Origin of the sequence: Solidesulfovibrio fructosivorans JJ], from assembly GCF_000179555.1 — a bacterium.
GTDB classification, from domain to species: domain Bacteria; phylum Desulfobacterota; class Desulfovibrionia; order Desulfovibrionales; family Desulfovibrionaceae; genus Solidesulfovibrio; species Solidesulfovibrio fructosivorans.
On record NZ_AECZ01000004.1, the window covers coordinates 57,613 to 70,929 of the forward strand.

Below are 13,317 nucleotides of genomic sequence, written 5' to 3' on the forward strand. Positions count from 1 at the left end.
GTAAACAAAAATAAATTTTTTGTAATGTTCATCCTGCTCGATCACTACCACCACAGGGATCGCCCATCAGCCAGAAAAGATTTCTTCACCATAAGCAGCAGAACGAACCTTATCTATAGATTCAATTCAATCTGAATAATGTCAACTTTTAGCAAAAACTTGACATTCAAACAAAACAGCTAACATTATTATTACCTTAGAAGATTATGCTACTTTAAGTTTATTTTGAATGTCAACTTTGATAGCCTAAGACAAACAAACTTGACATTCGATGTTGCCATGAATCGACAAGGACGCAACGGATTATTTCGAGGCTCAAAAGCTACAGTCGATCCAATTAAATCAATTGAATCAATCGAAAGCATAAAAAAGCTATTGTCTAACGAGAAACGAAATCTTTTTCTCTTTGTTTTAGGCATCAATAACGGATTGAGGACAGGAGACTTGCTCAAACTCAAGGTATCAGACTTGAGCCAAACCAAACCAAATGAGCTTATCCACATCAAAGAATCGAAAACAGGAAAAACCAACTACATCACACTTAACAAATCAGCATACAAAATATTTCAATCTTACCTTGATTATGAATCACTTCATGCAGACGACTTTCTTTTTAAATCAAGAAAAGGAAATACACCACTAACAATCCAAGCTGTCAATAGATTGATCAAGAAGTGGTGTAAGACGATCAATCTGCCTGGAAATTACGGAGCGCATACGTTAAGAAAGACCTTTGGATACATCCAAAGGACGAAATTTGGCGTAGGATTTGAAGTCTTATGCAAGCGATTCAATCATTCTTCGCCTGCTGTAACGATGCGGTACTTGGGTATTAGCGATACTGAAGTGGCTAACATCCTCAAGAACGAAATATAAGGATCTTAACCTGGGAAGGGAAAAAGAAGGCGGGGAGTATACAGAAAGGTACGACCGGGTACGAAAAGGTACAGATGTATACGGGAAGGCAGGGAGGGGCAAATAAACTTAACTACTTGTATAGCAAAGCTTATTTGTGTCAAGCAAGCGCTCTCCCCCTGAGCTACGGTCCTATAAACAGAATCAGGGAACAGGCTAAATGCCCCAAACTCGTCCCGAAGTCAACCCCAAATCTTTCGTTCCCAAGAAAAAGTTGGGGGCCAAAACCGTTGGCTTCGTTGGCGCGTCGTTGGCTCGGGGTAAGTACGGATTTGACCTGGGGAGGTCAAGGGGTTTTTACTCTGGGTAGAAGAAAATCGGACGTTGGGGAAGGTGGGAGAATATGAATAGTTAGTTATTTCAGCATATTATATATTTTTTTTGGAGTTATGCTTGAAATAAATAACGAAGTATTGCAAACAAACAGTGTTTTACGTTACTAACTAGAATACAACTCAACAATCATCGCATTCTATATCTGTTTTAAGAACGATTTAAGCAAATTGCTTGCAGAGAACTAGCATTTTCATTCCATTTTGGAAATATATCATGGACCTACTCCAACAGCTATTGCAAGATAATGAGAAGTGGCTTATGGAGCGCATTCTTTCATACGCTAAACTTCATAATTTTACAAAATATACTTCAACACTACTTGAAGCCTGGCATATGTCTATACTTGGTTTAACAAATTCTCTATGTATGTCTATTCGGTTTGGAGTAAAGGAACCTCAATTTACCCCTGATGAAAACTATATTTCAGATCCAGTTACTGAATTTGGAAGACTTGAAGCCAAGCGACATCATGAGCGCGGCATCAGCATGAGTATGTTTCTTGGACTTCTTAAGTATTATCGTGATACTTACATTGATTTGATCATCGAAAAAGGTCCTCAAGAGTTTAAACAGCCATGGACCCACTTTATCTTAAGGAGCTTCGATCGCTTTGAGATTGCTTTATGCACTGAGTGGATAACGACAGATAACTCCGAACATATTTCTAGACTAGAGAAGGCAAATCGTCGCTTATCTAATGAAAAAAATAAATATCTCACCGTGTTTGAGAGCACTCCTCGCCCTGTATTTCTCGTGGATGAAGATGGTTTGCTGGACAGTATGAACCTTTCAGCCGCCCATTTCCTAGGCCTAGGCGGAGATTCAGGGGAAATGTATTATTCCGAGGGACACAGTACTATAGATAGAAAAGCTAAGGGGCTTCGCAAGCCCTTTGAAAGTTATTTGCCGTGGCTAAAAGAAGATGCGAGTTTGTTTTCTAAAGGAGATGATCTTTCAAACAGATTAGAGATAAGAACCGATTCAAACGGTGTAAATCAATATTTCGATGTGTTTTTTGCCCGCATGCTAGATGTGTCAGGTAAATTTTCTGGAATGTTGATAATTCTTGACGACATCACAACACGAAAACAATTAGAATTACAATTAAACCATTTAGCCACAACTGACGCCCTTACTGGCGCAAACAACCTCCATCGCTTCCTGGAGAGAGCAGAAGAGGAAATTATTCGTTCAGAACGTCATGACAAACCTGTGTCTTTTCTTATGCTTGACATTGATCATTTTAAGAACATTAATGATACCTATGGACATGCCATTGGTGATGATGTCCTCAGAGTTCTTTCTGCAGCATGTCGAAAATTATTTCGCAAGTCAGATGTATTTGGAAGGGTTGGAGGTGAAGAATTCGCTGCGATTTTACCAGAGACAACTTTAGAAGCAGCAACACAAGTCGCTGAACGACTAAGACAAATTTTAGCTCAATTAGAGGTCGATGGACCTAATGGCAACATTTCATTCACGGTATCCATTGGAATAGTTGAACGAAAAAATGGTCAAAATCTTTCCGATGTTATGCGTTTTGCCGACAAATCATTATATGAAGCAAAAAACTCAGGAAGAAATAAGGTCGTCGCTGGAAACGTGAAAGCATGAAAGCAATTAGCATTATTTCCTATAAATTAAAGCTGGATACTTGGACGAACTTACAAAATTACACTATGTTACGCAAAAAAATTTCTTTAGTATATAGCAGCAATGAAGCATAGGCATTAACCCTGCCATCATATCCACAATAGAAAAACCCACGTCACCCCTCTTCACAGGACGACGTGGGGCATAACGCGCAACTATTCCCAATCAATCCAGCTAGTTATTTTTTCTTCTCCAAAACAATTTTCCCCTCTTCCAGACAGGAGACCTTGAACTCGTCGCCCTGCTTGAAGCCGTAGTTGGCCAGGAGAGTCAAGGACAGGCGGAGACCATTCTTCGAGAACTTCACGCTTCCAGATGCCACACGAGCATCCATCCCTTCGATCTTGTAGAACTTCTCATCCAGCGTCATCAGCTTCGTGAGATGATTTTTCAGGGTGGTCTTGGGGATATCGAAGGCATCCATGATTTGCTGAGCGGTTTTACCTTCGGTGATCATGGTGCGAAGTTTCATAGCGTCGAATTTCGATGCGATAGGCATGGGTAAAAACTCCTTTCGGTTTTGATGTCGATTTGTTCAAGACAAACCCTATCTCAAAAACAAAGGATGTCAACAGAAGTTGTGTGAAAGCTGATTAATCATTTTTAACGGCAAAAGATGTAATTCCTTCGAAGAGAAAAAATTGGGGAAATATGGTCTTAGCAAAAACGCGGGAAACCGCGTATTTGTGATAGTTATGCTATTACGGTTAGATACGTCACTTCACCTGCCCTACCCTCCTCCAGGACCAGGGATCGGGCTGTTTCAGGGGCATTGGCACTGATCGGGGCTGAAAATTCGCAGAGTCCTGCGGCCCGACACCCCACTTTCTCGCAGATTCCAGCAAAATCACGCTCTTTTACCGAGATTCCAAGGAAAGACTTAGCTGGCCGCTATGTCGCTGATGGTGCTCTAACCAGACCGATTTCACTGCACAATCTGCTGAAAATCAAAAAGTGAAGGAACCTGCATTTTAGAACTAGCTAAAATTTAAGTAGTTTCTTTAAGAAAACAGTCGAAGCCCCTCCCCTGGGGATATTTGGGCTTGGACTTTTCCCCCGGGCACCCCTCCCCTGCCCTCTACCGGGCCCCTCCTGGGACGTTTTTCTAAAGCCCCCCACTGGTACTCCCATTGGGCAAAATCTCAGGAAAGGCGAGGAGTCTCTAGCCAAAATATCTCGCCTTTCATTTGCCAAATGCGAAACAAGGATAAAACCATGAAGAAGCAATGCCTATGGGATAAAGCGCATCTATTTTATCCAAGCTATAAATGTCGCTGCGACTTTCTATGTGAAAAATGCAACAAAGAAATCTATGAGCATTATCGTGTCTTATACAGTCCAGAACAATTCAAAGAAAACATTGACATGATCAAAAAGCAAAGAAAGCTCGCCATGGAACGAGATTGGACTGTAGGTGAAGCATGGATTGTCAAGATCATCGGGTTGGATATGCTTGTAAAGATCGCTTTATTTGACAATCTCGTGTAACATCTTGGTATAATTTATAGATTAAAGGTGGACCGCCCTACCCGGTGGTTCACTGTTTTTAACTGGTGTGTGCGTGGTTGCCACCAGCGCCCGGGAGCAGAGCCAGTGACGCTGCTGGCCTGTTGAGGCGGAAGCCATCACTTTGGGGATACGTCGGGAAGAACTCTGGCGCTGCCGTTTCTATAAAAATCAAATGATCACGGTGAGATAAAAAATGCAGGAAGCTGCACAGACCGGAAAAGTGCTTTTTACACGATTTTTCGGAGGTCAAAACTCACAGGGTCCTATGCTTTTCACGTCCATGTCAGCTATTTTGGAGCGAAATCATTGGGAATTTCATAGAAAAAGCGGATTTTCAGTCAATTTCACCAGTCCCGATGGCAGGAGTCTGCGATTTTGACCACGGGGAAGGACCAAAAATGCTGTTTCCTTCGTTTTTGAGCAGCACAGCCCACGTCAATGGAGATAGAAAGACCATTTCTTAAAAAATGCATTCTTTTCTTGCAGCTGTACATTATTTTTCGACCACATCGTCAGTGTATAATGTAAAACCAATGGTCATTAAGTCTTGTTATCTTATATGACTTGAGAATAAGAGGGTCATCAGGGTAGCTGCCATCAAATCGGTACAAAAGCGCTTCCCAATAGCTAAAAAACCCCCATTGTGTATAAAATAGGGCTTGAGGTCTCATTGTATCGCATTCAATCTCAACATGGTCACTCATGAGAGAAAGATATTTCCATTTTTCAGGCAATTGTACGCATCGGTCACACTCACCATGTGCGAGTGCCAGTTTTCCGTCACAATAAGATGTCGCAATATATTCACGCTCTTTTCTAAATAAAGAGTAATATGACATAATATTAATATTACTTGGGCTCGTATGACTGATAATAAAATGTGAAATAACAATAATAGCCAATGGATATAGTGAGCGAATTTGTATCATTTTAAAATACCGTATGGGCAGATACAGAGCATACACTTCTGTAGCAATGACAGCAATAAAAAAAAGCAGAGGTCCCCATTCGTAGAATATTGGCGGCAAGTGAGAATATATTATAAATTTATAATAGCGAAGTGGCCATGAGAGGCACTCAATGCAAAGTGTCCAGACAAGTGCCTGCCTGCAACGCTTTAGTGCAACATCGCGCATGGAACGGGGAGTAAGATCGATCGCCTTCATTGACTACGGAGAGGGGGGTAATATTTTTCAAGAATTTCAAAAAGCTATACAGAATTTATAGATGCTTGATAAAATCGGTTGACACAACGAACAACTCATGTACTTATAAAAACAGGAAAACATTGTCAAACAATAAAAAAAGGAGACGGCCATGCCAAGAGATAATTATGTAAGCACTGAAGACACCGAAACCCAAGAGATGGACTCCCTTTCAGAATCATTACTTGAGATAAGTACATTCTATGCCATTCAAAACAAAATAATGAAGATACGCTATGGCACTATTGGCAATAAGGACGAGAGAGATGGATTTATCGATCCAAACCTTCCGCCACTTAAAATTCCTGCACATCCAGCAGACGCAAACATTGACGAGAATATAACTAAGGCGAGAGAGAGTTTCAACCCTTTTTGGTTTATAGATATGGTCAAACCGAAAGGAGCATGGGACTATAAGCGCAGAAGTCGCGAATATGAAGATTTTGGCAATTTTAACTTTGGCGCAACCGCAAAAGCTTTTGGCTTTCAAGAGAAGTGGGCACTTCAAGCAGCTGGCATTGTACAAATTTTTCAACACAAGGCCAGTGCCGATTTCTATGATGAAAAATACTTGCAGGCATTAATTGATTTTAAAAAAGCATTTAATGGTCCTCCCTATGGAGATGAAAAAAGAGATCAGGAAATGATAAAACTAGGATTTCGTTATTATGACGATATTTATTTAAACAAATATGGCTGGAAACTAACAACAAAAGAAGATGTCCTCATAGCAGCCCAACAAGCTAGAGAAGCTGCGTTCCCATTATCCTCATACATAGCGGATCAATTGCAAAAATTGCTTAACTGACATATTTGACTGCATATACCATTAAAAACGGGCCGCCTCATCATACGTGACGTCCCGTTTTTTCATTCTAGGCTATCGCTGCCGTTGACAACCACCGCCACAGACGGACCACAGATGCGCCAACGAGATCGAGAACTGACCTATAAAAAACAAAAAATCCCGTTGGCTACTCGCCAACGAGATCACTTTTTCACAGGGGCTTTTAGAAGGATTTTAGGGGGTTAAATCACGCTTCTACTGTGTCAAGCAAGCGATCTCCCTCTAAGCTACGGTCCTATAAACAGAATCAGGGAACAGGCTAAATGCCCCAAACTCGTCCCGAAGTCAACCCCAAATCTTTCGTTCCCAAGAAAAAGTTGGGGGCCAAAACCGTTGGCTTCGTTGGCGCGTCGTTGGCTCGGGGTAAGTACGGATTTGGTACGGGGAGGTCAAGGGGTTTTTACTCTGGGTAGAAGAAAATCGGACGTTGGGGAGGATAAGAGAAAGTAAATAGTGTGTTATTTAAGTATGCTAAATTCAATCTTCAATGATTAGAGTATCATTCTTTCCTGAGTGCGGGGTAGCCTGTATGTCAGTGATGATACGATTTCCATAAACCAGCTAGCAAATCAACATGCTGATATGATTATATTATTTAATACAGCCCGTCCGCATCAATGAAAAACGACTAAAAGCGATCTTGCTTAAAAATCGACAAACTGTTACCGTTGATCTCATGATATACATTTTTGTATAAAATTTAATACAGAAAAAATATGAAAAAAGTTTATGTCTTGTTGAGCGGAGGAATCGATTCTTCAGCTTGTGCTCACTTTTATCAACAGGCAGACTTTCTAGTAGAAGCTATTTTCTTTAGTTACGGCCAAGCTGCTTCAGCTAAAGAAGAAATAGCTTCTAAAAATATTGCAGACCATCTTGGAATCCATCTGACTAAATACAACCTCGAGACTACCCAAACATTTTCTACGGGAGAATTGATCGGAAGGAATGCTTTTTTCATTTTTTCAGCAATCTTTTTTTCACGAATAACAAATGGATCAATCAGTCTTGGCATTCATGCTGGAACAACGTATTATGACTGTTCTGCTATTTTTTTTGACAGAATTAACAAACTAGTAAATGAATACACAAATGGATGCGTCAATATTCAGGCACCTTTTCTTAAATGGACAAAAAATGATATTTATCAATATTTTTTGTCAACAAAAATTCCCATAGAACTTACATATAGTTGCGAGTTAGGATCAGATTATCCGTGTGGAAGATGTGCATCGTGTAGAGACAGGAAGGCCTTGGGATGCTAGCTAAGCGGCGACATCTTTATTTAAATGATGGCAATATTGTTGATACTCCTCTTCTTATTCCTTCTTTTTCAAGCAAAGGATTCCCCTATATATCTGGCATAATTGATACGACCAAAGAGGTTATATGTGACGAGATACTTGTAAGCGCCTACGATATTTACTATAAAATAATTACACCTCCATTTTCGTTTCCTTCTTTGATTTTTTTGGATAGTGGAGGATATGAGGTCTCTTCTGATTATGACTTATCGGACGAAAGTGATAAGGTTCATAAACCTAATGACTAGAAATTAGATTTTTACAACGAGGTTATCTCTTCTTGGAAAAGCTCGCCCCCTTCGGTGCTAATAAGTTATGACCATCCTAAAGAGCGCATGCCTATAACAGACCAGATAGAAAGGGCAAAAACAAGTATTTTCAAATTTGACAATCATCTAAAAGAGTTATTAATTAAACCCGAAACACCAGACCAACAAACTTTAAAAATAAAATCAATAACTGACAACATATCTGATCTTTCTTCGTTCGATATAATAGGCGTTACAGAAAAAGAGATCGGGACATCAATCTTATCCAGAATGACAAATATTGCCAAAATAAGAACTTCTTTATCAGCAATTGGTAAAGAAACGCCTATTCATGTCTTTGGGAGTCTTGACACGATTACGACCCCACTGTACTTCGTTTCTGGCGCTGATATTTTTGATGGTTTAACTTGGCTACGGTATGCATTTTGCGATGGATATACTATGTATAAACACAACTACTCAGCTGTCAACATCGGTGTAAATGTCAAATCGCATAATATTGACGCCAATTGCTGGTACCATAACTATTATTATCTGTCAGACTTAAAACTGCAAATGCGTAGGTACTTAAAAGATGGAGATTTTGGTCATTTCTCATATCATACAGATCTCATTCGGAATTCATATGCAAACGTCATTGAGGCGATAGGAGATTGATATGGGTGGCGGCGGAGCATATACCCCATTTAGCCCTCGTAGAACACCTGAGCAAATAAGTCAACGTATCCGCGAAGAAGAAGCAAAAGCTGCTGCGGCTTCATTTAACTCAGAGCTAGGGCAGTTTATCAATAACCAACTAGCAAAATTCAACTCACGAGATATTGAGCTCGTTTCGGAACGTTTAGAGTCTCTACTTGACACCATTAAGGATAGACTCGATATATCTGTCAACACTTTATTTGGAGGTTCTGTTGCCAAACACACTTACGTTGACGGATTGAGCGATATCGACTCAATGCTTGTCATTAACGACTCGGCATTAACTGAAAAAACTCCATCAGCCATTTTAGACTTGTTAACACGCACATTAAAAAGCACTTATACTCAAGCCGCAAAAATAGACCACGGAAAGCTGGCAATCACTGTAGATTTTTTTGACGGCATGTCTATCCAACTTCTTCCGACAATTAAGTCAGAGCATGGATTAAGAATATCTTCAGAAGATGGCAACAAATGGTCATCAATTAACCCTTCAAAATTTCAAGAACTTTTAACCAAAAGAAATTACGAGTGTGCGTCTAAGCTTATTCCAACCATAAAAATAGTCAAATCAATCATTGGAACACTACCTGAAGCGAGACAGCTTTCTGGATACCACATTGAAAGTCTTTCTATCAACATTTTTAAAAACTATAATGGTGCAAAAACTTGCCAAGAAATGGTAAATATTTTTTTGAAAAGGCGCGAGACGCTATTTTAAAACCAATTCGCGACAAAACAGGTCAATCCATTCATGTTGATGACTATCTTGGACAAGAAAATAGCTCTGCCCGAATTGAAGCGAGCCATTTACTTGGAAGACTACACAAGAGAATTCTTAACGCAAACGCAGCTGCTTCAATTAATATGTGGGAAGTAATTTTGGGGATTGACTAATATGTCCTACCGAAAGGATGAAATAGAAAGAGTCAAACGAGTCGCGGACATGACTTGTTCAGCCCATGCTTTTTTGCGGGATAAATATTATTTTAAAAGTACTCTCCTTGACCTAGTGGTCGTCTCAATATCCACTTGGATTATTGCATTGGTTTTCGTTGAGCCAAAAATAAATATTATATTAACACCGTGGCATATTGAACCTATTATTTGGGTTGGTCTATTATCTATTTTAAGTTTTTTCTTTTCATTGCTTCAGTTTATCATCAACTGGAAAGAAAAATATAACTTACACAAAGCGGCCGTTGATATTTTCGCAGAATTAAAGAATGACGCACGAACATTACTTTTAACCGTACCAAGCGAAATAGATGAAGAAAAATTTAACTACTTTTGCCAAAAAGCAGTGGATGCTTCCAAAAAATCACCGCCAATACCTGAACGCATTTTTTTGAAAATGAAAAAACGGCACCTAATAAAAATCGCTATAAGCAAGCACCTTGATATGCACCCGAACTCGAGCATTGCAATTTTTAAGTTTAAGATGTTCATCGAAGACAATTTTCGCGTGGATCCTGGACAGTAGCATGAACAAAGCTTTATTAAATTTCTACGAAAATGCATATTCTTATTGTATCGAGAATAACTACCTCAATGAGATAGAATGGCAATCGTCACTTGACTTTTCCACCTTCACTGAAGTCGACCTACTTCGGGAGTCTTCCTGGGTAATTCTATGCAGCGGCTTCCGCGAGAGATGCGTAAAGAAAATTTTTAATTATATATCATTATGTTTTTTTGACTGGGAATCATCAGAATCCATAGTTGAACAATCTGATTTATGTATTAATACAGCCCTGTCAATCTTTAATCACTCCAAAAAAATTGTGGCTATTACTGATGTTGCAAAATTTATATTACACACTGGATTCTCTAATTATAAATCTCAAATTACCCGCAACCCAATTAACACACTGCAAAAACTTCCTTATATTGGCCCAATAACAGCGTTACATCTGGCCAAAAATATCGGTTTTAATACATCAAAACCAGACCGTCATTTAGAACGGCTAAGAAAATATTTCAGCTTTAAAGATACAAATTCACTCTGCAAATTACTTTCAAAATAAACGGGGCATGACATCAATTTGGTTGATCTGATTTTATGGCGCTACCTAGCGGATAATAGCAATACAGATTGCAATGATTTATTCTTTCACTAAAAATATAAGCTACGTTTTTATAAAGCTAGCTACACATACTTCACTTAATAATTCACATACCAAATAAAGACCCACGTCACCCTCTTCTCACAGGACGACGTGGGCCATAATGCGCAACTATTCCCCAACAATCCAGCTAGCTACTTCTTTTCCAAGACAATCTTCCCCTCTTCCAGGCACGATACCTTGAACTCATCGCCCTGCTTGAAGCCGTAGTTGGCCAGGAATGCACGGCAATAAATAACTACGAATTATTCCTAGAATGGCTCTTAACTCCTCAGGATATATGCTAAAATCTAGCAAGACCCTTTTGCGTTGTTTTACAGGTAACCTTATTAATGCGTTAATAAAAGCGCTGCCATTTTATTTAGTTTATCAAAATAATTATATTGATTTTGTTATTGAAAGGATATTCAGATGGAACAATGAGACACTTCTTGCACTGATCTTATTTTTGTTTTTTGCATTACCACTACTCATATCACTAATTGTTCGCAAGCATTTAAATGAATTTACTCGAGAGCTTCTTTCAACTTCTTCCGAACTCCTTATATCAGCAAATCAAATAATTTTAGGCCTTCTCATTTACTCAGGCATCGTAATAATTAAGACTTGGCCCCAAACAATCACAGATTACTTAGCAACAATTTTTCATTCAATATCATTTATCGCGTTTACAGCACTTTTAACAATTGCTACAACTTTTTTGGTGTGGTTAAAAAACAATATAATTGCCATACAAGCATCCGAAGAACACATCCAAAGACTAAAATTTTTCATGGGAAAAATGTCGTCTAGCCTACTCAAAATAGCACTAAATACAGCCTCAAAAGTAAAAAAATACTCTTTAGCTTTTTACAATAGATTAAATCGTCGCTAGATACATGCAGAATAACTAAAGACCCACGCCAACCAATTTTTCAGCTCGACGTGGGCCTTTTCACAGAACTATCCGAAATTCTGCTACTTCTTCTCCAGCACAATTTTCCCTGCTTCCAAACAGGACACATTGAACTCGTCGCCCTGGCTGAACCCGTAGTTGGCCAGAAGCGTCGGGGACAGACGGAGACCATTCTTCGAGAACTTCACGCTTCCAGAGGCCACGCGAGCATCCATCCCTTCGATCTTGTAGAATTTCTCATCCAGCGTCATCAGCTTCGTGAGATGGTTTTTCAGGGTGGTTTTGGGAATATCGAAGGCATCCATAATTTGCTGAGCGGTTTTCCCTTCGGTGATCATGGTGCGAAGTTTCATCGCGTCAAATTTCGATGCGATAGGCATGGGTAGGTCTCCTTAAGTTTCTTCTTCGGATTTTCGTGTGGAAGATAACTTAAATTTCGTTGCTGTCAACTTGGCGTGAAGCTTGTTTCGTTAAAATGAGTTCATTTTTGGAGCTTGAGCGAAAAAACAGTGGTAGTTTTCGATTCAGGTATTTGTCGAACAGAGTTGTCGACGCTCATCAAATGCTCTTCAAAAGCATCGTTGATGACGGTTCTGTCGCTGAAAACGAAATTATGCAGGAACCTGCACCGGCAACATGCTAAAATGACTTGAATTTTATTCTGAACTTATCCAAGCCCTCGGTCCCAGGCCTGGACTCACCCATCTTCCAGGACAGACCTCCCCTCCTTCGATCAGACAGACAGGGGCCTTCCTGAAATTTCCCACCAGGTCTTTGGGTCGACCCTCTCGGCAAAATTCCACTGCATCATAGTATCAATGGATTCTTTACGGTTAATTTCAGAGATGTCCTTATTGATAATCGGGCGATGCTAAGGAAAAGTCTTTCCAATTTGATATTCCTTGGTATTCAAATTTATGTTTGTCCATTAATTCAAAGAGATGTTCAAGTAGAATAATCCCAAACTTATCCCCTAGGCCTTGTTGAATCGTTGAGATTTCACTGCAAGAGCTGTTATCTATGCCAATCGACAAAATATACAGTAGCTGACAGTCAACTCCAAAGTCATTGATTCTTTTTACATACTTTTCATAGCAATTTCCACCCCTTTGATTCCAGCTAAACGTTATTCTATCGTAAGGCTTATTTTCAAGGATATAAATTCCCGTTTTACTAGCCAAGACAAGATCAAATATAATCCCGGAGACATCCCCCTCTTCTTCGATAAAAGCATCTTCGCCTATTGAAGTTTTAAATTTATTGTTTATATATCGAACAAGATCTTTGCCAGAAATACCTTTCTGTTTCTTTGGAACAAAAATTTCATCATACGTTATAAAAGGAGAAACCTTACGGGACGAGAACCATGGTGGACTTTTTTTCTCTCCAAGAAACACCGAGATTGGAATTTCTACTTTTTCTGACAAGAATTTCACAAAGCATGGGGTCCAAAATTGCTCTTCAGCACCTTTCCTCGTTTCTGTAAGGAATGTTGAATTTCTCATCATACTGTCCAGCGCTTATAAAAAATGCTTACTTAACATATTCACCCCGGCAGT

At 39.4% G+C, this 13,317-nt stretch carries 14 protein-coding genes and 1 pseudogene; 11 read left to right on the forward strand and 4 right to left on the reverse strand.

The annotated features are described in order from the left end of the window. The first annotated feature begins 279 nt into the window (after positions 1-279). Together DESFRDRAFT_RS20605 and DESFRDRAFT_RS21070 are read left to right on the forward strand one after the other, a co-directional pair. Positions 280-876, forward strand: a complete 597-nt coding sequence (locus DESFRDRAFT_RS20605) for a tyrosine-type recombinase/integrase (RefSeq protein WP_005991400.1) — start codon at positions 280-282, stop codon at positions 874-876. 588 nt (positions 877-1,464) lie between these two features. Beyond that, positions 1,465-2,865, forward strand: a complete 1,401-nt coding sequence (locus DESFRDRAFT_RS21070) for a sensor domain-containing diguanylate cyclase (RefSeq protein WP_005991402.1) — start codon at positions 1,465-1,467, stop codon at positions 2,863-2,865. Between the two features lie 217 nt (positions 2,866-3,082). Here DESFRDRAFT_RS21070 and DESFRDRAFT_RS04060 read toward each other — a convergent pair whose 3' ends face one another. After that, complete coding sequence (locus DESFRDRAFT_RS04060) at positions 3,083-3,403, reverse strand: helix-turn-helix domain-containing protein (RefSeq protein WP_005991404.1); 321 nt, start codon at positions 3,401-3,403, stop codon at positions 3,083-3,085. A gap of 716 nt (positions 3,404-4,119) precedes the next feature. On the opposite strand from DESFRDRAFT_RS04060, the gene DESFRDRAFT_RS04065 reads away from it, so the two are divergent. The 8 genes from DESFRDRAFT_RS04065 to DESFRDRAFT_RS21925 all read left to right on the forward strand — a co-directional run bounded on the left by DESFRDRAFT_RS04065 (position 4,120) and on the right by DESFRDRAFT_RS21925 (position 10,764). Continuing rightward, entirely contained in the window at positions 4,120-4,392 is a 273-nt protein-coding gene (locus DESFRDRAFT_RS04065) for a hypothetical protein (RefSeq protein WP_005991406.1), read from the forward strand. Between the two features lie 1,338 nt (positions 4,393-5,730). Next, a complete protein-coding gene (locus DESFRDRAFT_RS21080; RefSeq protein WP_005991410.1) occupies positions 5,731-6,426 on the forward strand; it encodes a polymorphic toxin type 44 domain-containing protein in 696 nt (231 codons plus the stop codon). Positions 6,427-7,181: 755 nt separating this feature from the next. Then, a complete protein-coding gene (locus DESFRDRAFT_RS20615; RefSeq protein WP_005991412.1) occupies positions 7,182-7,730 on the forward strand; it encodes a 7-cyano-7-deazaguanine synthase in 549 nt (182 codons plus the stop codon). Further along, the gene (locus DESFRDRAFT_RS21905; RefSeq protein ID WP_144004918.1) at positions 7,724-8,017 is read left to right on the forward strand and encodes a hypothetical protein; all 294 of its coding nucleotides are present in this window, start codon (positions 7,724-7,726) and stop codon (positions 8,015-8,017) included. The genes DESFRDRAFT_RS20615 and DESFRDRAFT_RS21905 overlap by 7 nt, the downstream gene beginning before the upstream one ends. Before the next feature lie 87 nt (positions 8,018-8,104). Further along, positions 8,105-8,695 (forward strand): hypothetical protein, encoded by a 591-nt coding sequence (locus DESFRDRAFT_RS21910; protein ID WP_005991413.1) that lies wholly within the window; start codon positions 8,105-8,107, stop codon positions 8,693-8,695. 1 nt (position 8,696) lies between these two features. After that, positions 8,697-9,458: a CBASS oligonucleotide cyclase gene (locus DESFRDRAFT_RS21915; RefSeq protein WP_005991415.1), complete on the forward strand. Its 762-nt coding sequence runs from the start codon at positions 8,697-8,699 to the stop codon at positions 9,456-9,458. Between the two features lie 177 nt (positions 9,459-9,635). Continuing rightward, positions 9,636-10,220, forward strand: coding sequence for a hypothetical protein (locus DESFRDRAFT_RS21920; protein WP_005991416.1), 585 nt, complete (start codon positions 9,636-9,638; stop codon positions 10,218-10,220). 1 nt (position 10,221) lies between these two features. Further along, a complete protein-coding gene (locus tag DESFRDRAFT_RS21925; protein WP_144004919.1) occupies positions 10,222-10,764 on the forward strand; it encodes a hypothetical protein in 543 nt (180 codons plus the stop codon). 233 nt (positions 10,765-10,997) lie between these two features. Here DESFRDRAFT_RS21925 and DESFRDRAFT_RS22840 read toward each other — a convergent pair. Next, a pseudogene (locus DESFRDRAFT_RS22840) lies at positions 10,998-11,081 on the reverse strand (ArsR family transcriptional regulator); the annotation flags it as partial. A gap of 38 nt (positions 11,082-11,119) precedes the next feature. Between DESFRDRAFT_RS22840 and DESFRDRAFT_RS21935 the strand changes: the two are divergent. Beyond that, the gene (locus DESFRDRAFT_RS21935; RefSeq protein WP_144004920.1) at positions 11,120-11,737 is read left to right on the forward strand and encodes a hypothetical protein; all 618 of its coding nucleotides are present in this window, start codon (positions 11,120-11,122) and stop codon (positions 11,735-11,737) included. Between the two features lie 83 nt (positions 11,738-11,820). Here the strand turns inward: DESFRDRAFT_RS21935 and DESFRDRAFT_RS04070 are convergent, their stop codons facing one another. Next, positions 11,821-12,138 (reverse strand): helix-turn-helix domain-containing protein, encoded by a 318-nt coding sequence (locus tag DESFRDRAFT_RS04070; RefSeq protein ID WP_005991418.1) that lies wholly within the window; start codon positions 12,136-12,138, stop codon positions 11,821-11,823. 471 nt (positions 12,139-12,609) lie between these two features. Continuing rightward, complete coding sequence (locus tag DESFRDRAFT_RS21940) at positions 12,610-13,263, reverse strand: hypothetical protein (protein WP_005991419.1); 654 nt, start codon at positions 13,261-13,263, stop codon at positions 12,610-12,612. Positions 13,264-13,317 lie beyond the last annotated feature (54 nt).